The 22,667-nt window shown below is 40.4% G+C and carries 17 protein-coding genes; 5 read left to right on the top strand and 12 right to left on the bottom strand.

The window, feature by feature from the left end:
* Position 1: 1 nt before the first annotated feature.
* The 4 genes from IRY55_RS03465 to IRY55_RS03450 form a co-directional block, all read right to left on the bottom strand.
* Complete coding sequence (locus tag IRY55_RS03465) at positions 2 to 787, bottom strand: ABC transporter ATP-binding protein (RefSeq protein WP_194561854.1); 786 nt, start codon at positions 785 to 787, stop codon at positions 2 to 4.
* Positions 784 to 1,821: a FecCD family ABC transporter permease gene (locus IRY55_RS03460; RefSeq protein ID WP_235961007.1), complete on the bottom strand. Its 1,038-nt coding sequence runs from the start codon at positions 1,819 to 1,821 to the stop codon at positions 784 to 786. Before IRY55_RS03460 ends, IRY55_RS03465 begins: the two co-directional genes overlap by 4 nt.
* Before the next feature lie 175 nt (positions 1,822 to 1,996).
* Entirely contained in the window at positions 1,997 to 3,169 is a 1,173-nt protein-coding gene (locus IRY55_RS03455) for an AI-2E family transporter (RefSeq protein WP_235961049.1), read from the bottom strand.
* An 89-nt stretch (positions 3,170 to 3,258) separates the two neighbouring features.
* Positions 3,259 to 4,197 (bottom strand): LCP family protein, encoded by a 939-nt coding sequence (locus IRY55_RS03450; protein ID WP_194561851.1) that lies wholly within the window; start codon positions 4,195 to 4,197, stop codon positions 3,259 to 3,261.
* A gap of 244 nt (positions 4,198 to 4,441) precedes the next feature.
* Between IRY55_RS03450 and IRY55_RS03445 the strand changes: the two genes are divergently transcribed.
* From IRY55_RS03445 to IRY55_RS03430, 4 genes are all read left to right on the top strand, one after another.
* Positions 4,442 to 5,131, top strand: coding sequence for a polysaccharide deacetylase family protein (locus IRY55_RS03445; RefSeq protein WP_194561850.1), 690 nt, complete (start codon positions 4,442 to 4,444; stop codon positions 5,129 to 5,131).
* Entirely contained in the window at positions 5,128 to 5,730 is a 603-nt protein-coding gene (locus IRY55_RS03440; RefSeq protein ID WP_194561849.1) for a DedA family protein, read from the top strand. Before IRY55_RS03445 ends, IRY55_RS03440 begins: the two co-directional genes overlap by 4 nt.
* On the top strand, positions 5,727 to 6,821 hold the full coding sequence (locus IRY55_RS03435) for an MGDG synthase family glycosyltransferase (protein WP_194561848.1): 1,095 nt from the start codon (positions 5,727 to 5,729) through the stop codon (positions 6,819 to 6,821). Before IRY55_RS03440 ends, IRY55_RS03435 begins: the two co-directional genes overlap by 4 nt.
* Before the next feature lie 520 nt (positions 6,822 to 7,341).
* Complete coding sequence (locus IRY55_RS03430; protein ID WP_194561847.1) at positions 7,342 to 7,632, top strand: hypothetical protein; 291 nt, start codon at positions 7,342 to 7,344, stop codon at positions 7,630 to 7,632.
* A gap of 323 nt (positions 7,633 to 7,955) precedes the next feature.
* Here IRY55_RS03430 and IRY55_RS03425 read toward each other — a convergent pair whose 3' ends face one another.
* From IRY55_RS03425 to IRY55_RS03400, 6 genes are all read right to left on the bottom strand, one after another.
* Positions 7,956 to 8,141: a hypothetical protein gene (locus tag IRY55_RS03425; RefSeq protein ID WP_194561846.1), complete on the bottom strand. Its 186-nt coding sequence runs from the start codon at positions 8,139 to 8,141 to the stop codon at positions 7,956 to 7,958.
* A 211-nt stretch (positions 8,142 to 8,352) separates the two neighbouring features.
* Positions 8,353 to 9,078: a DnaD domain protein gene (locus tag IRY55_RS03420; RefSeq protein WP_194561845.1), complete on the bottom strand. Its 726-nt coding sequence runs from the start codon at positions 9,076 to 9,078 to the stop codon at positions 8,353 to 8,355.
* Between the two features lie 454 nt (positions 9,079 to 9,532).
* On the bottom strand, positions 9,533 to 14,728 hold the full coding sequence (locus IRY55_RS03415; RefSeq protein ID WP_194561844.1) for a helicase HerA domain-containing protein: 5,196 nt from the start codon (positions 14,726 to 14,728) through the stop codon (positions 9,533 to 9,535).
* A complete protein-coding gene (gene dptG, locus IRY55_RS03410; RefSeq protein WP_235961048.1) occupies positions 14,709 to 16,079 on the bottom strand; it encodes a DNA phosphorothioation-dependent restriction protein DptG in 1,371 nt (456 codons plus the stop codon). The genes IRY55_RS03415 and dptG overlap by 20 nt, the downstream gene beginning before the upstream one ends.
* Entirely contained in the window at positions 16,079 to 18,262 is a 2,184-nt protein-coding gene (dptF, locus tag IRY55_RS03405; protein WP_194561842.1) for a DNA phosphorothioation-dependent restriction protein DptF, read from the bottom strand. Before dptF ends, dptG begins: the two co-directional genes overlap by 1 nt.
* Positions 18,263 to 18,495: 233 nt before the next feature.
* A complete protein-coding gene (locus IRY55_RS03400) occupies positions 18,496 to 19,650 on the bottom strand; it encodes an MFS transporter (protein WP_194561841.1) in 1,155 nt (384 codons plus the stop codon).
* A 178-nt stretch (positions 19,651 to 19,828) separates the two neighbouring features.
* Between IRY55_RS03400 and IRY55_RS03395 the strand changes: the two genes are divergently transcribed.
* Entirely contained in the window at positions 19,829 to 21,433 is a 1,605-nt protein-coding gene (locus tag IRY55_RS03395) for an ABC-F family ATP-binding cassette domain-containing protein (RefSeq protein WP_194561840.1), read from the top strand.
* 38 nt (positions 21,434 to 21,471) lie between these two features.
* Here the strand turns inward: IRY55_RS03395 and IRY55_RS03390 are convergent, their stop codons facing one another.
* Both IRY55_RS03390 and IRY55_RS03385 read right to left on the bottom strand, forming a co-directional pair.
* On the bottom strand, positions 21,472 to 22,086 hold the full coding sequence (locus tag IRY55_RS03390) for a hypothetical protein (RefSeq protein ID WP_194561839.1): 615 nt from the start codon (positions 22,084 to 22,086) through the stop codon (positions 21,472 to 21,474).
* Complete coding sequence (locus IRY55_RS03385; RefSeq protein WP_194561838.1) at positions 22,083 to 22,667, bottom strand: phosphate starvation-inducible protein PhoH; 585 nt, start codon at positions 22,665 to 22,667, stop codon at positions 22,083 to 22,085. The genes IRY55_RS03390 and IRY55_RS03385 overlap by 4 nt, the downstream gene beginning before the upstream one ends.

The raw sequence follows: 22,667 nt of genomic DNA, 5'->3' as shown, positions 1-22,667 counted from the left end.
TTTATTCTTCCTTTCGCGGTCGAATCGCGAGCATTTGATACGCGTCGACCGTTTCATTTTTTTCAACTGTCGTTACGACATCATAGCTTGCCATAAGTAACGACTCTTTCAATACTTCTTTCGGTGCACCGACTTGAACGATTTCCCCTTCTTTTAAAAGCGCTAACGTCGTACAAAAACGAGCCGCTAAGTTCAAGTCATGTAAAACGATCAATATCGTTTTCCCTTTTTCACTTTCTTCTCGCAATAGTTGTAAGACGAGAAGTTGATAATAAATGTCTAAAGCCGAAATCGGTTCATCGAGTAAATAAATTGGGGTTTGCTGGACGAACATTTTCGCAATCATGACTAATTGTCGTTGTCCCCCTGACATTTCTAAAATCGAACGCGTTCGCAACTTTTCAATTTCTAACTTCGCAAAAGCTTCATCGATCCGCGCTCTTTCTTCTTTTCGCTCCGCTTCTGTTTTCGGCGACTTATGTGCGTATTGCCCCATTTGGACAATTTCTTCCGCTGTAAAGTCAAAAGCGGCAGACGTATCTTGAAAGACGACGCTCATCCAACGCGCTAATTCCTTTCGTGCATACGTCTCGATCGGACGTTCTTTTAGCCAAATCGTCTTTTCAGGCAAATGATGCAAATGAGCGATCGACTTCAATAAGGTCGTTTTTCCGCTTCCGTTCGGTCCGATTAAACCGATCATTTCCCCTTGACGTACCGTCATATGAATATCGTGCAAAATGGTCGCCTGACGAATAGCATACGTGAGTCCGCGCACTTCGATCATGACCTCACTCCTTTATGGGACGTCAATAATAAGAAAATAAATAAAGGTGCGCCGATCAATGCGCTAACGACCCCCACTTGTAATGTAATCGGCTGTAAAATCATACGCGACACTAAATCAGCTCCGATTAAAAAAGTCGCTCCACCGAATGCACTTGCCAAAAATAACGACCGATGCCTCGGCCCGAGCAATAGACGAAACATGTGCGGGATAATTAAACCGACAAAGCCGATAATACCGCTTACCGCAACGGCCGTTCCTGTCATGAAAGCAGCGAGCAGTAAGACGAATGTGCGCACTTTTTTAATATCGACTCCGGAGCTAAGCGCTTGTTCTTCTCCTAATAACAACATATCGAGTTCTCGGCTAAACCATGTTAAACCGAGAATGCCGAGTAAAATCGGCAAAGCGACAAGTTGAACATGTTCCCACGTCCGAGCGTCGAGTCCACCTTGCAGCCAATAAATAATGCCCCGTAACTCCTGTTCGTTTTTACTCGTAGCGACGAGCACATTCATGATAGCCGAGAAGAAAGAATTAATCCCGATTCCTAACAATAACAACATCGCGATACTTTTATGCCGACTCGTCTGCCATACGGCTAAAATGACGACCATGACGAACATCGCTCCGACGAAAGCGGATAACGGCAACATCCAATGACTCCATTTTGTCCATCCGAAAAAGAGAGCGCTCACCGCTCCGAGTGCTGCCCCACTCGATACACCAATATACCCAGGTTCCACGAGCGGATTACGAAACAAGCCTTGCATCGCAACACCCGCTACCGCTAAGCCACTTCCGACGAATAAAGCGACGAGTACGCGAGGGAGACGTACTTCGTTAATGACGACTTCAAATTGCGTCGCCTCCATCGTTTGAGAAAGCACCCCTAATTTCTTACCAATCGAAACAACGGTATCTGAAAAAGGAATGACAATCGGTCCTACCGCAACTCCGACGACGATTGCGCTACAAAACAAACTGAGCAAAACGAGCCAAAATATAAAGCGCCCTCGTTTACTTTTAATCATATCCCACCTCATTCTTTCCTTAAAGCAAATAACTTTCTCTAAGGAAAGTTTTCCTGTAGAGCATCGTATCTAATTTTTTAGAAGGTGTCAATGTCAAAAAATTCAAACCATTTTATTTCCAAAACGCTTTTTCCACACAAAAAAACTAGAGAGACATGAAGCTCTCTAGTTTCGATCATTCTTTTAAATCATTATCCCCCATGCGCTCGGTTAAGTCATAATGCATGAGCGCGTCGGGTTGGTAACGGTTATAGCGCAATTTGTACAAGTCGAATAAATGGGTGACGAGTACTTTTAACACCGCATATCCTGGAATCCCGAGGATGACCCCGGCAACTCCGAATAACGAACCGCTCGTCAATAAGACGAAGATGATTGTAATCGGGTGAATTTTGAGTGATTTCCCCATCACTTGTGGTGAAATAAACTTGCCGTCAATTAATTGCACGACCGTCCATACGACGATTAACTTCACTAACATCCACGGACTCGAAACGAGTGCGATAATCGCTGCTGGTGTAATCGCAATCGCCGCTCCGAGATATGGAACGACACTTGTAAACATCGCAATAACCCCAAGCAATAACGCATAGTTCATACCGATGATGAAAAATCCAATCGACACCATCACACCGATACAAAAAGCGACGATAATTTGCCCTTGAATGTATGCGCTAATTTGACGATCCGCATCTTGCAAAATCATCTTCACATCAGGACGCATACGAGGGGGTAACATTTTCACTAAAACGGCTGGTAATTTTTCGCCGTCTTTCAATAAATAAAATAAAATGAATGGTACTGTTGCGATACTTAATACGATGCCTGTTAATGCGCCGATAAAGTTCGACACGCCACTTGCGACGCTGCCTAATGTATTGCCGACTGTTTTTCCGATATTCGCAAAACTACCATCAAAAAACTTCGACACATTGACATTCATATCATTGTAATACGATGCAAAAATCGAAGAATGACTTAAAAAATAGTCGATATCTTGTGTGAGTTTTGTAAAATACGTCGGAAATTCCTCTACTAAATTCGTAAATTGTGCTTTTAAAAATGGGAAAATTAAAAAGACGAATAATGTAATTAAACCGATGCCACCTACGAAAATAATGAGGATGCCCCACCCACGTTTAATATGCGCTTTTTCTAACAAACGTAAAATCGGACGTAATAAATAATATAAAATCGTCGCCAAAATAATCGGCAAGACGACGGTTGAAAAGAAGACGCGTAACGGTGTGAAAACGAACGATACTTTATCGAAAACGAAGATGATCAGTCCGATAAGTAAAATGCTCGCTAACACATAAAGTGTCGTCATTCCCCCTAAAAAAGGCATGAGTGGAAATATCCCACGACGCACATCTTTTTCATGCTCTTGTAAAACGTGCTCTCTTTCTTTCTCTTTCATTCCAAATCCCCCTGACCTCACTGCAGAAATTGTTGAAGGGCTTCCGCATTTTGTTGTCGGTCAATTTCGATGACAGAACCTGCATGTTCATACGTGACGAATCGATACGAATGGTCGATTGGAATCGTCATCGTCTCAACCGTTAAATCTCTCGACGTGACAACTTTCATCGCTTTCGACAATTCATCGATCGGTGACATATCGGTTTCAATAAATTGTGTAACCGCTCCGAGTGTTTTCGGTATTTGCTTTAACGTCGTAAAACTTAATAGGTTTTGCTGCATCGCTTCGAGCACTTGTTGTTGACGTCTTACACGACCGAAATCCCCTTCTTCATCCGCACGAAATCTGGCATAACCCAATGCTTCTTGTCCATTCAAGCGTTGAACGCCTGGCATTAAATGCACGCCGATTTTTTCGCTCATCTCTTTCTCTACATTTACTTCTAATCCTTGTGGAAACGCGATGTCGACCATCGTTTCAAATGTTTTAAAATCGACGAGTGCGTAATGATGAATCGGGATATCAAACATCGTTTGAATCGCATCTTTCGTTCCTTGTACGCCGTTTAAATAAAACGCTGTATTCAATTTATACGAACGGTATCCTGGAATTTCGGCATAAATGTCTCGCATAAAGGAAACAATTTTAATGGACTGTTTAGCTTGATCCCATGAAAGGACCATCATCGTATCGGTTCGGGACTTGCCGCTCCCGTCATCGTCTACGCCGAGCAGTAAAATATTTTCCACACTCGGATTTGTCGGATCGACGAGATCGCTCGTAAACGGTCCCGGTTCAATCGACATCGCCTCTCGTGCCATTTGCGTACCGACATAATATTGATACGTACTATAAATGATTCCGCCAAATAGCGTGAAGACAGCAAGAGTAAACAATGTACGGACTTTGCGTAATTTTCTCTTTTTCTTGCGCGGTTGTTCAAATTCGTTCATGCTGATCCTCCAAAACGCGTGTCATATAACTATGGACGTTACACGACTGAAATGGTTGCTTATGAACGATTATACCATGATTGGTTCAAAAGTGGTGTAGCCCTTCGTTGCATTTTCCATACCCTTTTTTGTTTAGAAACTAACCTTTACGTGAAATTAAGGAAGTATTAAGATTTAAAACGAAACTTTTTGCATGAATCAAACGCTATATTACATACAAACTGATGAAAAGTGAGGGATTATTATGAAATTACAGCGACTGATCGCCTTAACACTCGGCAGTACATTGTTCTATTCCGTAGGGGCGACACTCTATTATCGCAATACAAACCAACGACGCATTCATCGACATGCGACATGCGATGCTTTGTATTTAACGTTCGACGATGGTCCGCATCCATTTTACACACCGAAATTGCTCGATTTATTAGCCGAGCATAATGCGAAAGCGACGTTTTTCGTCGTAGGAGAACACGCAAAAGCGTATCCTGAACTGCTAAAACGCATGAGTGAAGAAGGACATGCAATCGGCATCCATCATATGCACCATCGTTCTAGCTGGACAATGACACCACAAGCTTTGCGTGAAGAAGTGACACAATGTGCGCGTGTCATTGAAACGATTACAGGACGTGCGCCTCAGTTATATCGTCCACCTTGGGGACATTTCAATGCCGCTTCCATGAAAGTGAGTCCTTATCCATTCGTCCTTTGGAGTCATATTTTCGGAGATTGGAAAGTATCGCAAAATCACTTATCTCGCCTACTAGAAGAAGATATACCGAACGGCTCTATTTTATTGTTGCACGACCATGACGGAACGCTCGGTGCCGACTTAGGCGCTCCGCTACAAACTTTAGAGGCTGTCGAACAATTTTTGAAATTACAAACGGGACGCTCTTTCCATGCGCTATCGAAAGAGGTTTTGCGATGACGATCGAAACGATTACAGGGGCTTTCGCAACATACGGCTATTTCCTCGTTTTTATTAGCTTATTTTTTGGCATTGTCGGCATTCCCGCCCCCGAGGAATCATTGCTCGTCATTATCGGCATGAGCGCTGCGAGTCATCATATGTCGCTCCCTCTCGCTTCATTAACTTCGATTGGTGGTGCGATTGCCGGTATGCTCGTCGCCTACGCAGCAGGGCGATGGATTGGACGACCTGCTCTCGAAAAAATCGGTCCGTGGATCGGCTTGCCGAAAGACAAATGGGAGACGGTCATGTACAAATATAAGACGCGAAGTCGCCGTACGCTCGTCTTCGGCTACTTTTTGCCAGGAGTTAGACAAGTGAGCCCTTATTTAGCAGGGACGACACAACTTCCTGTTCTACGCTTTACTTTATTTTCTTGCCTAGGGGCTATTTTATGGGTCATTCCTTACGTATTGCTCGGCTACTATGTCGCCGCACGTTTTAACATTCCTCCAGTTTACATTTCGTCGATCGGTTTTATTTTATTCGGACTTTTTATTATTCATTTCATTTATCAAACAATTCAAAAACGACTGAAAAAGGAGCCTGTATCATGAACATTTTAATTTTACCACTCTTCCGCTTTCCAACGGGACACTCTGTCGTCGCGGAAACGGTACAACGAAAAATTACAAAAACCAACCCTGCGACACATATTGAAATTGTCGACTTACTCTCTTATACGAACCCATTACTTGAAAAAATCGTCGGCACGACATACATTCGTTGGATTCAAAAAAATCCACAATCGTATCAATTTATATATGAGAAAAACGTCAATTCTTGCAAGAAGAAGAAAAAAGAAAAAATGCCGATTTTAACACCACTTTTCATTCGCTCGATGAAAAAATTACTCGACGAAAAACGCCCGGACCTCATTTTATGTTCGCACGCTTTCCCGTCTAGTATTTTGAGCGCATTGCGCGACAAAGGAACGTTCGTACCACCTGTCGTCAATGTATATACAGACTTTTTCATGAATGATGTTTGGGCGAAATCAACGAGTGACTACCATCTCGTTCCTCACGTAGAAGCGAAACAGTTATTAATCGATGAATACGGTCAACAAGCGGAGCATATTTTCGTAACTGGCGTGCCGATTGATGACGAAATTTTCATCCCGAAACCTTTGCAAGACGTCGGTCAACAATTACTGATCGCAGGAGGTAATGTGGGCTTTATGGACCTCGAACAAGTACATCAACTTCTACATATGTACGAAAGTCATCATTTCAACATTTTATGTGGCAGCAATCAAACATTATACGAAAAAATTCAAGCGACTAACCATCCGCGACTCCATGCGATTCCGTACTTAAAAAACCGCGAGCAAATGAATGAGTTATACGACCGGATGGACGCAGTCATTACAAAGCCAGGCGGTGTGACGATGACCGAACTTATTCATAAACGTCTCCCGATTTACATCGATCATTTTTTACCTGGTCCTGAACAAGAAAACTTCCACTACTTACAAGCGCGTGGACTCGTTCAACAAATCGACTTAACGGAAGGGACTGCACTCGAACTCGAAAAACAAAACGCCACTTTTCACGAAGCGTGCGATCGATACGAAGCCCAGTTCGAAATGAACGCCACCGAAGCCCTCGCACACATTATCGAACAAGTACAAACGGTTTCAGTATAAAATTCGAAAATAATATACTGATTTGAATATTATTAATAAAACTTGCAAATAGGAATGATGTTACTTAACAAAAACGGCTTCCACATGTCATGATTCAACGTGTAAGCCGTTTTATTTTAAAGTCTATATTTTTTTAATAGTTTCTATCACTTTTAAAGATGCCATCCATTTTATGGTACACTAAGCATATATCCATATATTAGAAATCTACTCAACTCGAGGTGTTTATATGAAATGTAAGGACGTTCTCTCTATGAGAACACTTCTCTTTCTTCCACCCTTTCTTCTTTTTATGGCGTATTTCATCCTTAGAATTGTAATGATCATCGTCGTGCAAACATTCGATTTTGTCATTTACTCTAGAAAACTACAATTAAATTTGTGGGATATCGCTTGGACGACAGATCTTTTCATGGGGATCATAGGAAGTTTAAGTGCGGCGATACTTTTTAAAAATAAACTCCCTTCTCTTATCCTTCTCTTAATGACGACTTTTTCGTTTTATATTTGGTTTATCGCTATGATTACACAAAAAAATTTGACTCCTATTCAACACCCTGAGGTTCAAGAACATTATATTTTCGAAAAATATGTGACACCAACAGAGTACAAGGACATGAAGCAATTGAGCGTCATCATCTATAAAGAACAATTTCCGCTTTTGTATAAACATGTCAATGAAACCACTTTACGAGTATCGAGCGAACATAACCGAGAAACGATTACACGTTTAAATGATGGAACTTATGAAGTAAACGAAAAAGAGAATGCCGTTTATTTTGGCGTGATGAAGGTCCCTTTACACGAATGATTCATAACTAAAAACAAATTGGGGGTGAAATCGATGAAAGAAAGGAAATATTCTCTACATTTTATCGCATGGTTCGCTTTTGGTGTGGCGATCGGCACATCTCTCATACGATTAGCTTTATTACTAACCCAGCATTCCTCCGACATCACTTCCGATACTATTAATCTCGTATCATCCATTGGTTATGTACTTTCCCTTTTACTCATAATCTTTTATTTTTACAAAAAACGCAAAAAATAAATCATGTTGTCTTATCTTGCAATTTCGATGAAAATCCCTCATTGAATCCACTTTTTCTAAAGTGTGATTCAACGAGGGATTGTTTATTTTAAAGAAATATCTTTATTCGCATACGCTCGTTCTAACAGTTCTACCCCACGAATGAGCCAAGCCGAAATGAAAAATACGCCAAACAATACAAAATAGGCGATCGCATAATTTCCGTTAATGACGTAATTGTATCCATCGTCCATGACATACGCATTTTGCCCTGGCTGCTGCTCGGACAACTCCTCTTCCCCTTCTGAATATTCCCAGTACTCATAAGCGGTGATTCGTAGACGTACATTTTGTAAAAGCCGATCGACAACATCGCAACGGATAAAATGAAACAAACCCAAGACCAAGCACTAAAATTTTGCATCTTCCCCTCTCCCTTCTCTTACGATTGATTATACAGAAAAAGGGAAGGAATCATAGCTTTTTTGGAAAATAGCCCGTTTATTTTTTCGGCTTTGTGCCCAGTTCTTCCATGAGCTCATTTCTTAATTGATTGATTTCTTCTTTCGTCATGGTAGGTTGGGATGTTTCTTCTTTTGCTTCTTGCCACCAACTCGGCAATCGTTCTTCCCGTCGATTCGAATATGTATTGTTATTTCTACCGTATGTCATTTTACTTCGTTTAATTTCTTCTTTCACTTCCTCTACCGTCGTCAATCCTTTCTGTTCCCAATCTTCCAAAATTGATTTCGTATAATTCCAATATCGCGAATATTCCGCTGTTCGTTTGATCGCTAACGAGACGATATCCGCTCCTACTTTTTCTATCCATTTATGCAAGGCGTCATTCGTTTCAGGTGAAGGGGGTAAAAGTTTGTGTTGTTTATACAGCTGATAAATGGAATCGTGTTGAGGTTTTTTCTTTTTCACGATCATATTGAGCCGATAAATATTATTCGTAAATCCGACCTCCTTCCGTTTTCGAAATGTCGTCAAATACCCTCTCGCCTCTAAATCTTCCCGATGTTTTTTCAATCGTTGTCGTGAAATATTTAAGTCGTCACACACTTGTTCAACGGGTGGAAAAGCTTCTCCTGCAGCATTCGAATACGTTGCTAAATACGCATAAATCGCTTTCGCTTCAATACTCAACTGCTGGTCTCTCATGATCGCTTTCGGTACAATGCCATAACCATATTTCATAATTCCTTCCGTTTCAATCTTCATCGTCCAAATCTCCCATCTTTCGTTTTATTTTTTATATTGACAAGCTTTCTCAAAAGATGGACAAAAAGTTTTGATTGTTTTTTGGTTTTTCTTTTTGGGAAGCTTCCTATGTCGGATATTAAATATTAACGGTATAGAATACATATGGATAGAAGATCATATCATCATCTTTTGGTAATTTTTAAGAATGGTATTATTAGGGGTAATGTTTTGTAACATACGATTTCATAACGTTACAAAACGTAACGATACGGCCATACCGACACATTTTGTAACACATCATTTCGTAACGTTACAAAACATGACGGTACGGAGATTTTAGAATGAAATTTCAAGAAAAATTTACTATTTCTTTCCTAAAAATTATGGATTAAAATTTTTCTCAAACTACACTGTTCACCGTATTTATACAAAACAAAACCAGTGCCCTTCAAAAGAGACACTGGTTTAATTATTATTTTCTATTATTCATTGGGGGTACTTGAACGACGTATTGCTTCGGTGATCCTAACTCAGTTCCTTCTAAAAATTGTCCGCTTACGAAGCATTGCCCTTTTTTGAGGGAACGTAATACTTCTTCAAAATCGCCACCTAGACGTTTTGATATCGAGCGTACTTCACTTTCCGCTGGATTAAAGTAAATTTTCGTTCCCGCGTTCTCAAATACCGCCAATTCTTCCGTCGTAAATTGACTAAATGTTTGAGTAGCAAACCAGGCAGACCAACCAAATTTTCGTCCTTCTCGCAATATTAAGTTAGACGGAGCACCTTGTGCAAAACTTAAATTTTGTGCCTCATCTAAAACGACAGCGACGGGACGGTCTTCGTGGTTGCTCAACATGAAATACCACAAGTCCCATAAAATAAATTCAGTTAACACTTTTTTAATTTCAATTTGTTCATAACCGTCTAACTGAATAATATTGACTTGTCCGTTTGAGGTGAACAAGTCTTCCCAATTATTTTCGGAAGTGTAATCGAACGGATCCATGTCAACGAGCTGTGTTAAACGAGATTGAATTGAAGTGACCACTGACTTTTGACTATCTTCCAATAAAGATAATTCGTCCATTAACAACGTGAGCGTCATATGGTCTTCATACTTTTCGATCCCATTTCGAATCGCGCGGTATAATGTCATTTTTTGTTGGTCTCCAAACGAGCGGTACACCGAGGCAAATACTTCCACTACACGGTTCGCTGTTTCGTTCGCAGGCTCTGGTGTTTCTCTCCCAGCGACAAACTTCATTCTTCGTTTAAATGGATTAATGGGCATTTTATCGATATATACGACGCGTTCTTTTAAATGTTCGCCGACATGCTGGACGAACTGTTCTTCTAATTGATGCCGCGTATAACTTGCAGAATAGTCAATGATGAGAGACGGTTGTTTCGCATCGTGTAAGTCCATGAGTAAAGATTGAATGAAGTACGTCTTCCCTTGACCGCTACGTCCTCCGATCACTAAATGACGATTGCTTAAACCTTTATGGTCAAATTCCCAATAAATGTTCATCCCTGCATTTGTCGCACCGATGAGTGGACGACTTTCGCTGATTGTTTCAGGAACAGGTTCTGCAGGCGAAGGCTCTAGCGGAACGGGTTCATCCACTATTGTTTTAGGTAACGTTGAATGAGTATCCTGCTGCTCGCCTCTTTCAGGTTCTGCTACTTTATTTGGTATTTGTTCTTCTATTTCAACGATGTTCTCTCGTTCTTCCATTGGTGAAATGACCGTCTCTTCACGTGGAGTAGCCGGTATATCATACGTAAATTCTTTCATTGCAAATATATCCGTCATTGATTTTGTCAACAACTCATAGCCTAATTGTTCTGGATATGTCGCAACGACGACTCCTTTTAAACGTGTAATATCTTCTACATATTGATCTTTCTTAAAGGATAAAACGAGACCGTCTCCGAATAAATGTTGGTGAGCGTTCGTCATATAGAAATCATTGTTGAGCAATCGATATTCAACTTCTTCTGCCATCGGTTCTCCGTAAAATTGTTGTTCATGCATTTTTTTCGCATTTGTAATGAGACGTTGCATAAAGAAATGACGCATGAAACGACTTTCAAATGTATCTCGTTCTAATACATCGCGCAGTCGTGCATTTAACGCTTTCACTTGTTCAATGCCTTTACTAATTACCGAAGATTCATTATGTCCAATTTTCACTTCAATCGGATATAAATGGACCGCTATTTCACCGTCTTCATCAATTTCATACCCCATCATTAATAAATCATCGCTACAATTTCCATGATGACCGATCGTCATTCCTGAAAATAAACCGTCTTTTTTGCTTAAATGAATCGCATTTGAAACACGTACAATCTCTTCCATCGAGATTGGAACCCAATGAATGCTGTGTGCTTGCTCTGTGAAATAGCGAAGTGCTTGTTTTAACGCAGACAATACACTCATTTTTTCACGTTTATCGTACGCCTTATTTTGAACAGCACGCAGCAACCATTCACCGTTAAAGACGTTAAATGCTTTAATCGTTTCTTCGATTTCCTCTTGTGTCGGATGAATGTCATGCGCTTCTAAAAATTGTTGAATGACTTGAACATACTGTTTCGATTTATTCGTTACTGTAATCGCATCAAAACTCATCGAAGAGCTCAGTTGATCGCTATAATGGACAACGATTAAATCTTCCTCATGTTCTGTAAAATACGTTAAGTCCATTTCTGGATTAATAAACGTAACCCATTGCGATTGCTTATACAGTTCATTCAGCTTTTGCTCGTTCAATTGATGGACGCGTGTCGCGATGGATTGCCATTTGCGATATGGATGTGTCCCTTCATACATCATATTCGCTGCGAATTCATTCATTGAAAAAACGAACCATTCTAATAAGCTTTTACTTTTCGATTCAAAAGAGCCCATACCAAACCCAATCCGGTACCCACCCTCTTCTGTCAATTGCGATGAAGGTGAAACGAGCAAACCGTTCAGTGACGTACTATTCGGTAAGCTATCCATCATTTGTTTCACGACTTCTGTTTTTCCATCCATTTTGTAAAATGATAAATGAGCATACTTTACTTCATCTGTAAACGACTGTTTTGAGAAGCGAATTAAACGTTGTAAATGAATAAAGACATCTCGTTCTAGTTCAAACTTATTTTTAAACGATACATTTTGTAAAAAAGCTTCCGCTTGTTCTACCGTTGCGAGTTGAATAAAGGTTTCAAAAGCGCTCGTTCCTGATTTCATATAACTTGTAATTTCAATCGGACGCATTGCTTGTAACTCTGCACCTTTTCGGATTTCTTGCATATACAGTTGAACGATCCCTTTCACGATTTCATAATCGTCTGGAATGTTGACGATATTCATTTTGAATGGCGTCCGCTTCGATATAGCAAATAAATACGGATAGTATTCTAAAAACTGCTCAATTTTCTCTTTCACGACATGAGCTAAAAATTGATTCGCCTCTCCCACTTGAACCGTTTCACTATTTTTATAAACTGTCCATTCTGGTAAAACATCATGAGACACTGGCTTATATAAACGATCATTCGCTTGTAAATAAGGTAAGACATGTGATTTTCGGATGCGCTCAATCGTATTTTTAGAAAGTTTTTCATTCGCCATCAATTGTTGACTCGCGAGTTGATACGCCATATTCATCGGAGACAAACTTGTATAAATCAGTTCTTCTCCATTATCTAAGCGACCGAGTTTAAATAAATTTCGTTGTGCCTCAGTTAATAAAGTATCGTTTTGGATACTTTGAATTTCTTGAATGTAAGAGGTAATCAATGCTTGAACCGCTTCACGCAACTCCCCTTCATAATAAATAAAAGTGAAAGGGGCATCGATGTCTCTACTCAAATTCAATATGCGTTCATATGCTCGCTCGATGCTAGACGGCAAAGTGAGTGGGATAGGTGTCCATTGACCATCTTGCATCTCAGCATAATACCAACCTTCTTTCACCCAGCGACGTTCCAACTCTAAATACGGTCGCTCAGTAGAATGAGTAGAATAAGGATAATCGGAAATGTACGCTTGGCTAAAGTCATCAGAAAACGGAATCGTCTCGGTCGATTGGAATTTTTCTATCCAAATATCACGAGCAAACTTCGGAACAATCGTCATCGTCTCATCTTTAATAACAATCGGTAACTCATAGTTTGGTGTACGGACATACATTTTTGTCGTGTCCGACTCTTCAATGGCAGAAGGATGTAATTTTAATTGTAAGCTCTTTCCTTCATAAACGATCGTCTGTTCAGACTCTGTAATCTCCACTTCTTCTACTCGTTCTGATTCTCCTAAAATGATCGGCGTTTCATTTCCCTCAATCGTTAACGCATACTTCGCTTTACTTTGCGTATTGATCGTATAACTTTGACTGACTGATTGTAAAAACTCTGGCTTATCTTGAAGCACTAAAATACTAAAGATATAACGCATGCGCGATTCATTTTCATGGCGATACAAAACACGATAAAAATCTGCGCCATCTTTCATTTCTAATGTCACTTTTAATTTCTTGCCACTCGTTGATGTAAATTTTCTCGCTTGATTGGATAGAAAACTCACTTTTGTATTCAAACTGAACGGAATGATTAATTCTATTTCATCTTGCCTTTGTTCCGAAAACAAAAGTATATTCCATTCTCGCATACCTGCTGCAGTTGATGATTTTGGACGTTTCCACATCGTCACCTCATCTGTCGTGCAAGTGATTTGATCGGCATACAATTCAATCGCTCGACTGCTCTTTACTTCTTCTTCCCATTGGATAATTTTCGTTAAATCTGTCTCGTACCAGACGTCTTTCTCTTCATCCTTTTTAGGCTGTAATTGTTTTCTACCGTTTCCAAAACGGTTTTCTAATTCTTCTTTCGCACTTCCTAACTCTCGAATTTGTTCAATGTCATGGTGAAGGGCTGTATTGATATCGAGACGCTTTTCTATTTCTCGTTCTTTCTTTTTCCAACTCGCTGACTGTTCTTTTAATAGTTCTTGCTCACTTAATAAGCGCATTAATTCACTATCCGGAAAGTATTGCAAGCTAAAATAGTCTTTCGGTGTGACTTTTTCTTTATTCGCAATTTGTAACACTTCTTCAAAATCTAAAAATGTTGTGTTTTCCAACGTATATTCACGTTCTCGACGCTTTAAAAAATGCTGAATCATTTTGCGACTAACGGGATCTTTCACATCTTCTTCTATAATTCGTTCTAATGCCCCGATAAAGCGTGTGACATGTAGAGGCATCCCTTCATTAATTAAATGGATACTCCCGTCTTTAATCGAGTCTTGTACGGACGATGTTAACAAAACGAGAGAAGTATTTTCCCATTGCCCTTTTTGTAAACTCATCGCATTTCGCAATGTTACTAAAAAGGAAGGAGCAATATTGTCATTGACGACCGCCATGACATATTTATATTCTCCGTAATGTAACGCGATCGTTTCATACGTTTCAGACCCTTCCTCGTGCTTATAAATGAATGGCTTCGCAACCGACATCGCTTCAAATATTTCGAACAATTTCTCGGAAATGTCGATGCTCGGTAATTGCAAATAGTAACGTCCGACATTTTCTTTCTTTACTTCTTCTTGAAAAAATTGTGTTAATTGATTGGCGACATATTTATAAAATTGGTTTGACATATTGTGCATCCCCACTATCACTTTTCTTTTCGATGTAGTTCAAGCTATCCAGTAAATCTACGATAACTTCTTTTGTTTTATAATCAACAAAAATTCCACGCTTTTCAAATTCATCCCAAAGTAAGTTTAATTCTAATCTTTCCGTTCCGACACTCACGGCAACGAGTAACATCACTTGTCGTTGGTCGAGTCCATTTAACTTGCCGAGTGAGCCTCCATGCTTGTAATAAAAGCGATTAAACAACTCCTCAAACCCTTTCGGATAACGGCTGTTTACTTCTTCCGGAATATTAATTTTCACTTGTTCATACATTTCACGATACAATTCTCCGATTGTTTCACTCGACTCAAACGGACGCCCACTCTCTTCAATGACGCAATAAACGGTTTTCATCCACTCTTCCGCCGATTGGATATATTCTTTCACCGCTTCCGGACCTGCCGCTTCGACTGCTTGTTGAATATCATGATAATACGCATTTTGTTCAATGCTTTCTGCTTGCGAGACGATATTTAATAAATGTTCGTGCGCATAAAAGTTTTTTAATTCATTTCGAACCATACGGTAGCCCCATTTATATGCATCCCGCCAACGGGCAGATTTTTCTTCTTGGTAAAAGAAATAGATCGGCACCCAGTCTTCTTCATTGAACTGTTCCATCCGACTCACTTGTAAAATGAGTTGACTAATGGCGATAAATGTATATTGCGCAAACAATAATTCAATATTTTGCACTAAAAAGCTCGGGTGCTCTAATAATAATAAAAAGTCTTTTTTAAATTGCTTCCCTAATCGTTTCAATTTAGGCGCATATAAAATTTGACTCCCTTTTTTCGACTCTGTTTCTTCCTCACTGAACAATTGGAAAATAATATTGTTCGGTTCTAAACTTTGAATCCCTTTTAAAAACTCCTCTCGGTAAGGATGTAAAAAGACATCGTGAACGAAATGAATTAAATATTTTTCTCCTTTTACTTCATTTGCATTTTCAGACAGTGGAACAGCCGTTAACTGAGAAACATCTTGAACGGTACCGCTCGAAACGATCGCTCGTTCTGATTCGATATAATGTTCAAAAAACCGCTCCGCTATAGCGTCTTTAAAGTCGAGTTGTGCTAACACATCATCAAAGGATTGTTCTTCAATTGAATCGATAGCTATATTTTGTAATTTACGTAAAGCGCCTGCGACAATTGGCATAAATCCGTTCTTAAATTGAGCCCGTTCTGGATTTCGTGTCGGGAAAGGCAATAAATATACTTTATCTTGTCGGTTATTTCGATATTTTTTCTCTGCTACATTGACGTTCATTACACGATTTATAGTTTCAGCTTGTAAACGATAACTCATCACTCAATCGACTCCACTTCATATTTTTTCAAACCGCCTCCGAAAAATGGCTTCTTCATCCGCACCATTTGTTTCGTCGGAATATGGACGATTAACATTTCGTCCGATTTATCCGTATAGCGAATAATATCACGATAAAACTCAACAAACTGCAGAGCTTCTGTGTAGTCTTGTCTCGTCGGACGGTATCCATTTGCCACATTAAATAATAATTCAAATAACGCATAATCAATCGTCACATAAATCGTTTTTCCGTTCACATCTAATCCTAATTCGACTTCTGGTTTTAAACGATTCATTTCAGCTTGTCCTCTTGCCTGTCCAAATTCACGCCCTGGTCTTGCATTCGCTTGGAAAGGTATCGCCAATTGATAATTCGATTCACCGATCGCATCGATGTAAATATAACGCTCTTTCGGACTACCAATCCATCGCTCAATCGCTTGCATCATCATATGAAATAGCTTTTCATACGCATCATTTGTTTCGGTATAGTAACTGAATAATGTTTGTAAAAATTGATAAAATCGTTCGTTTAATGCAACATGATTTAAAATATAATAATGACGGATTAATAATTTAGAATAACTTTCAACGTCTCCGTCTGTTTTTTCCCATATCGTTAAATACTGTGCATTCCCTGTCAAATGTTGCTGAATCATCGATGTTACATCATTCGTCAAAATAAATTCGCGCAACAAGTTATCTAACAGTTCCGCTCGACGTGCTACGGGGTCAATCGTATGCAAAGCATGCATTAAGTCTGAACGTTCAGGACGCGAAAATAATAAGCTCGGGAGCATATGGTCTGGATGGAATATTGTATTATCTAACGGAACGATCATGTCATAAATGACGTTGTAAAGCGCACGCGTGGATAAGAAAAGTTTTTCTTTCATCATCGCTTCTACTAACACTTGAACAATTGCACTAGGCATCGTTTCTTCCTGTAATAAAGAATAATTTAAATGAGCAGGTGTCCACACATCGCGCTCACGGTCCTTTTGCCAGGCGCGATAAAATGGATTCTCTTTTGTCGGTGCGACAATTTTTTTAATAATGGCTTCAAAAAATCGTGACGTCGCTCCTTTCTCATTAATTTCATACGGTTGTAATCCTGCAAAGTTCAGCAATGTCACATCTTCTGTGCTATTGTCAAAGTCTTTATCTACTTCAAACACTCGGGATGCTTCAATCGCATGAATCGTTTTCGGGAATTGTTTTGTATGGCGATGTTTCGCATAAAAATTGTGCAACACTCCGAGGTTAATTGCGAGAACGACTTTATCTCGGCCGGTCCCTCGTCCTTCAAACGGTGCTAACACTTTCTCTAAAGTTTCAATCTCATCTTCACTCGGGTTATGAGATTCCGTTGAGTCATTGTGCACATACACTTGCTCTAATAACTCAGGGCGAATTTCATGTACGTATGAAATTAAGTGACTTTTTCCGTCCCCTACGCTACCGCATAACATAATGAGATGCGCATCATTTTTGCTCTCTGCTTCTTCAAGTGCACGTATGAAATGTTCCTGTATCGGACGCTCCACATGCATGTAATGCTGTAGCTCTGTAAATTCTTCCGCATGCACAACCGATTGAACAGATGAAGTTTGCAAAACGGAAAGCTGTTCTAAAAAAGTAAAATCTTTTTCTTGCGATACCATTTCAACAACTTCAACTTTGTCTTCTTCAACTAGCTCTACTATGTTTTCTTCTAAAACTTTTTGTTGAATGACTGACTCGTCTATCCGTTTTTCTATTGAAACTGTACTAGATACGTCTAATGTGCGACCGATAAATCGTTCAAATGTTTCGGTAAACGCGTACTTTTCACGATCGTTAATCGAGCGATCCCACATATTTACGACGACTTCATTAATGTAAAGAGCATCTGCCAATTCTTCTTTTGAGCATTGATAAATACTATGTATTTTTTTCCATGTAAACGCTAAATCATTATTACCAAAATAATCTTTTGATAAAGGAGATAATTGCGTCAAATTCGCAAGCGTTTCCATTCGATATTGAGAGAGTTGTATAAAAATCCCTTGTAATTGTGCTAACGCTGCTATCGATAAACTCGTTTCTTGCCCTGCTTGAATCCACTGTTGAACTTTATTCGTTTCACTATTTTTAAGTAGTGGTGTTTTTAAAAGTGTATTCCATAATGTAATATTCATTGTATTCTATTGACCTCCCTTAGAGATATGTACATGTATTGTACTATATAAAAGGCATACACCAAAATTTCATTTTCATGTAGCCTAAATCATTACACCGTTCATCCATTGCTCCTGATCATATTTCATAAAACTACGCTTTAACGATTAGCTTAACGAACACAACAATTTTAAAAACCCCTCACATCATTTGTCATGTGAGGGGGAAGTCGCAATGAGTTTTTATGGGCTCGTTATGCTGTTTTTTTGTTTAAGTATAGGTAGACGATGTACAGGCCGAGTAGACAGGTTGTGATGCTGATGTAGGTTGTTGTGTACGTGCCAGTTGCGTCGTTTAGGGCGCCGACGAGTAACGGGAGTGTTCCTGCCATGAGGAAGCCGCCTGCTTGGGCCATGGCGTTCCAGGCGCTCGCTTCTTTTTCGTGGCGCGCTTCTCTTAGGGGAAAGACGAGCGCGAGTGGGAATGTCGCCCCGAGGACGATGCCGAATAACACCATGCTGATAAGATGACCGCTCACCGGTCCCCATACTACGTTCGCTAAGGCGAAAAAGCCGCCGAGGAACATTGCATGAATGAAGAGTGGTGCGCGTGTGGGCCATTTGTTGAGCGCTGCGGGGAAGGCGATATTTGTCACAATTTGAACGCTCGTCATCACTCCGACGTAAAAGCTCGCCTCATGTCGCGTATGCCCCGCTTCCATTAATAAAGGCACGATCCACGTAATCGTCGTAAAGAAAAAGGTCACTTGCAGACCGAAAAACAATAATATGCTCCACGCCCGCTTCGTTCGCCACGGATTGCGCATCGGCTTCGTTTGTTCGGCCACGATGACGCGTTCTTTCGGAATGAAGCGCCAAAATAGTAAACCGACGACCGCAAAGAGCGACCATATGCCGAGCGCTGTCGCATACGTTCCGAAATAACTCATGAGCGGTGCCGTAAAGCTTGAACTCAACGTCGCCCCGATGCCGATGCCGAACGAATACAGTCCGATCATCAATTCAAAACGTTCAGGAAATGTCCGTTTAATCCATGCGGACAAAACAGGTCCGACGATCGCAATTCCTACCCCTCCAATAAAGGCGGTCACTAACAACGTACGATACGACGCGTCAACAAGACGAATCGCCGTCGCTACTCCAATCGCAAATAAAAAGAACGCGACGAGTCCGTGCGACGAAAAATGGCGCTCTAATCTCGGAATAAGTAGCGCAAACAATCCCATGCAAAGAATCGGCACACTCGTCAACCACGTCACTTGAACGTGCGTCAACCCTTGATCGGCTTGAATATGGTCGATAATCGGACCAATCGATGTAATGATCGGGCGCAAACTAATCGCAACAAGCACGATCGCCCATGCATAAAGTGCAACATGTTTTTTCAACAAAAATCCCTCGAATCTATCTTCATCTTCTTCCACATGATTGTATCACGTTTCCCCCCTCGCCTCTCCCTGTTTTTTAAAAACGAAAATTCCCCTTACTCTTTCTTGAATTTGCTTTCCTTTCTGAAACTAAATCATGTATAATAAACGCATTGTACATGAAGGAGGAAATCGTCTTATGTTAGCTGTATCTGACGTTAGTCTTCAATTTGGAGATCGTAAACTATTTGAAGATGTCAATATTCAATTTAACCCAGGCAATTGTTACGGTTTAATCGGTGCGAATGGTGCTGGTAAATCAACATTTTTAAAAATTTTATCAGGGGAGATCGAACCACAATCTGGACAAGTCATTATGAATCCAGATGATCGTCTCGCTGTTTTAAAACAGAATCACTTCGAATATGAAGAATTCGAAGTATTGGAAACTGTCATTATGGGCCATAAACGCCTTTACGATATTATGAAAGAAAAAGACGCCATTTATGCAAAAGGTGAAGACATGACAGAGGACGACGGCATGCGTGCTGCGGAACTCGAAGGTGAATTTGCTGAATTGAACGGATGGGTTGCGGAATCAGATGCTGCGATTCTTTTACAAGGTCTCGGCATTTCAGATGACTTACACAGTGCGAAAATGAGTGAATTAACAGGTTCTGAAAAAGTGAAAGTTTTACTCGCTCAAGCTTTATTCGGTGAGCCGGACGTTCTCTTACTTGACGAGCCGACGAACCACTTGGACATTAAAGCGATTCAATGGTTGAACGAGTTTTTAATCAACTTCAACAATACGGTCATCGTCGTTTCCCACGACCGTCATTTCTTGAATAACGTATGTACTCACATCGCCGACTTAGACTTCGGAAAAATTCAATTATACGCAGGAAACTATGACTTCTGGTATGAATCAAGCCAATTAGCGCTTAAATTGTCACAAGAACAAAATAAGAAAAAAGAAGAAAAAATTAAAGAATTACAAGACTTCATCGCGCGCTTCAGTGCGAACGCATCGAAGTCTAAACAAGCGACGAGCCGTAAGAAAACACTTGAAAAAATCGAGCTCGATGATATTAAACCGTCTAGCCGCCGCTACCCATACGTCAACTTTAAAATGGGACGTGAAATCGGAAACGACGTGTTAACGGTCACAGACTTAAATTACACGTTAGAAGGCAAACAATTGTTGAAAGACGTCCGCTTCACGATGGGACGCGAAGACAAAATTGTCCTTCTCGGAAACCCACTTGCGAAATCAGCACTTTTAGACATTATCGCGGGTGAACGTGAACCAGACAGTGGCGAGTACAAATGGGGCGTTACAACGAGCCAATCGTACTTCCCAATCGACAACGAAAAATACTTCAGTGGTTCAGAGCGCACACTCGTTGAATGGTTGCGTCAATATTCACCTGAAGATGAGACGGAAACATTCCTCCGTGGCTTCCTCGGACGTATGCTCTTCTCTGGTGAAGAAGTAAACAAAAAACCGTCCGTCTTATCTGGTGGAGAAAAAGTGCGATGCATGCTTTCAAAAATGATGCTTGCTGAAGCGAACGTTCTCTTACTCGATGAACCGACGAACCACTTAGACTTAGAATCGATCCAAGCAGTGAACGAAGGCTTAACAGCGTTCAAAGGTGCGATGATCTTCACATCACATGACCACCAGTTCATCCAAACGATCGCGAACCGCGTCATCGAAATCCGCGAAGACGGCACAATCTTCGACAAATTAATGACGTACGAAGAATACATTGACTGGCAATTAAAAGAATCGAAATAACGAAAAAACCGCCCTTTTATAGGTGCGGTTTTTCTTTTTCATTCCATCGGTGCTAAAGCAAGCCATGGGAATAGTTGATCTAAAAAATGTTCCGTCGCTGGCATAAAATAAGAACCGAAATGATAATCCGGATCCAATGTTGTCACAACCCACGTCCCTTTTGTTGATACTTGGTCGATGTACAGTACAGCAGCTCCGTCCTCTGTTTCCACTAAAGTTTTTGTTCCTTCTACAGGATGATATACACCATGTTGATGCCACGTGCACATCGCTAAATCAAAATAATCGTAAAAAGAATGCGTTTGTTCAGATGGAAAGCGTAATCCACTATCGGCTCCTTCTTCTAGCCACCACCAAAAATTCGTCGGCCGATATTCCCATCGTTGATTGGGGATCCACTCGAGCGGTTGAGGTCCTAACACGACGACAATCTTTCCTCGCTCACTAAACGCATGAATAAGAGGAGCACATCGTTCCATCTCTCCTAAGTGTAGCTGGGACGGGACGATGAGTACGTCGAGTTTTTCTAACTGTTCGAGCGATTGTAACATTCGTAAAGGGATGCGTTGCGCAATATAAGCTCCATATTTAGGCGTTTGAAACGTCCGAGCATGATAAGCATTCCCTCCATCTAACACTCCGATTGTTCTCATCGTATTTCCTCCTTCACCCATGCGATTAACTCTTCATAAATGGTCACGCCACTCGTCGTGTCAAAACGCAAGTCGAATAAATTTCGCCCTGCATGAACGAATATCGTTCCCTTTGTTGAAGTACGATCAATGAAGGTGATCACTTCTCCACTCCGAAACGTTAATAAAATTTCTGCGCTTGAAGATACGGGATAATAACCACGCGCGAAAAAGCCTGCCACTCCACGTTTATATAAAACATCTTCCCATACGACATGTTGAAAAATTGGAGCCCCTATACGCCTTGTCACTTCATAATCATGATGACTCATTAATCGTTTAGGCATGAAAGGCGCCACATGAGGAAGCCATCTTTTAAATAAATGTCCGAAAAAAAATACGGTTTTTCCTTCTTGTAAAAACTCTTCAATCCATGAACGTCTTTCCCATAAAAATTCTTGGTCCACAAACTCTGGAATGATGAACGCATCATAATGAAATAATTGTTCTTTCGTCCACTCATATTGATCGACGAGCGTGACAACTGTATCTTCATACTCTTGTTTAAAAGCGTGACACGGGTCAAGCTGTAACAATTTCAT

This window comes from Savagea serpentis, assembly GCF_015351395.1.
Taxonomy (GTDB): domain Bacteria; phylum Bacillota; class Bacilli; order Bacillales_A; family Planococcaceae; genus Savagea; species Savagea serpentis.
Note: the sequence above shows the minus strand (reverse complement) of the source record. Positions and strands in the feature narration are given on the sequence as shown.

Bases quoted from the DNA above. Each gene is read 5' to 3' on its own strand.
- IRY55_RS03465 (WP_194561854.1), bottom strand. From the start codon at position 787: ATGATCGAAGTGCGCGGACTCACGTATGCTATTCGTCAGGCGACCATT.
- IRY55_RS03460 (WP_235961007.1), bottom strand. From the start codon at position 1,821: ATGATTAAAAGTAAACGAGGGCGCTTTATATTTTGGCTCGTTTTGCTC.
- IRY55_RS03455 (WP_235961049.1), bottom strand. From the start codon at position 3,169: ATGCCTTTTTTAGGGGGAATGACGACACTTTATGTGTTAGCGAGCATT.
- IRY55_RS03450 (WP_194561851.1), bottom strand. From the start codon at position 4,197: ATGAACGAATTTGAACAACCGCGCAAGAAAAAGAGAAAATTACGCAAA.
- IRY55_RS03445 (WP_194561850.1), top strand. From the start codon at position 4,442: ATGAAATTACAGCGACTGATCGCCTTAACACTCGGCAGTACATTGTTC.
- IRY55_RS03440 (WP_194561849.1), top strand. From the start codon at position 5,128: ATGACGATCGAAACGATTACAGGGGCTTTCGCAACATACGGCTATTTC.
- IRY55_RS03435 (WP_194561848.1), top strand. From the start codon at position 5,727: ATGAACATTTTAATTTTACCACTCTTCCGCTTTCCAACGGGACACTCT.
- IRY55_RS03430 (WP_194561847.1), top strand. From the start codon at position 7,342: ATGATTACACAAAAAAATTTGACTCCTATTCAACACCCTGAGGTTCAA.
- IRY55_RS03420 (WP_194561845.1), bottom strand. From the start codon at position 9,078: ATGAAGATTGAAACGGAAGGAATTATGAAATATGGTTATGGCATTGTA.
- IRY55_RS03415 (WP_194561844.1), bottom strand. From the start codon at position 14,728: ATGTCAAACCAATTTTATAAATATGTCGCCAATCAATTAACACAATTT.
- dptG (WP_235961048.1), bottom strand. From the start codon at position 16,079: ATGAGTTATCGTTTACAAGCTGAAACTATAAATCGTGTAATGAACGTC.
- dptF (WP_194561842.1), bottom strand. From the start codon at position 18,262: ATGAATATTACATTATGGAATACACTTTTAAAAACACCACTACTTAAA.
- IRY55_RS03395 (WP_194561840.1), top strand. From the start codon at position 19,829: ATGTTAGCTGTATCTGACGTTAGTCTTCAATTTGGAGATCGTAAACTA.
- IRY55_RS03390 (WP_194561839.1), bottom strand. From the start codon at position 22,086: ATGAGAACAATCGGAGTGTTAGATGGAGGGAATGCTTATCATGCTCGG.
- IRY55_RS03385 (WP_194561838.1), bottom strand. From the start codon at position 22,667: ATGAAATTGTTACAGCTTGACCCGTGTCACGCTTTTAAACAAGAGTAT.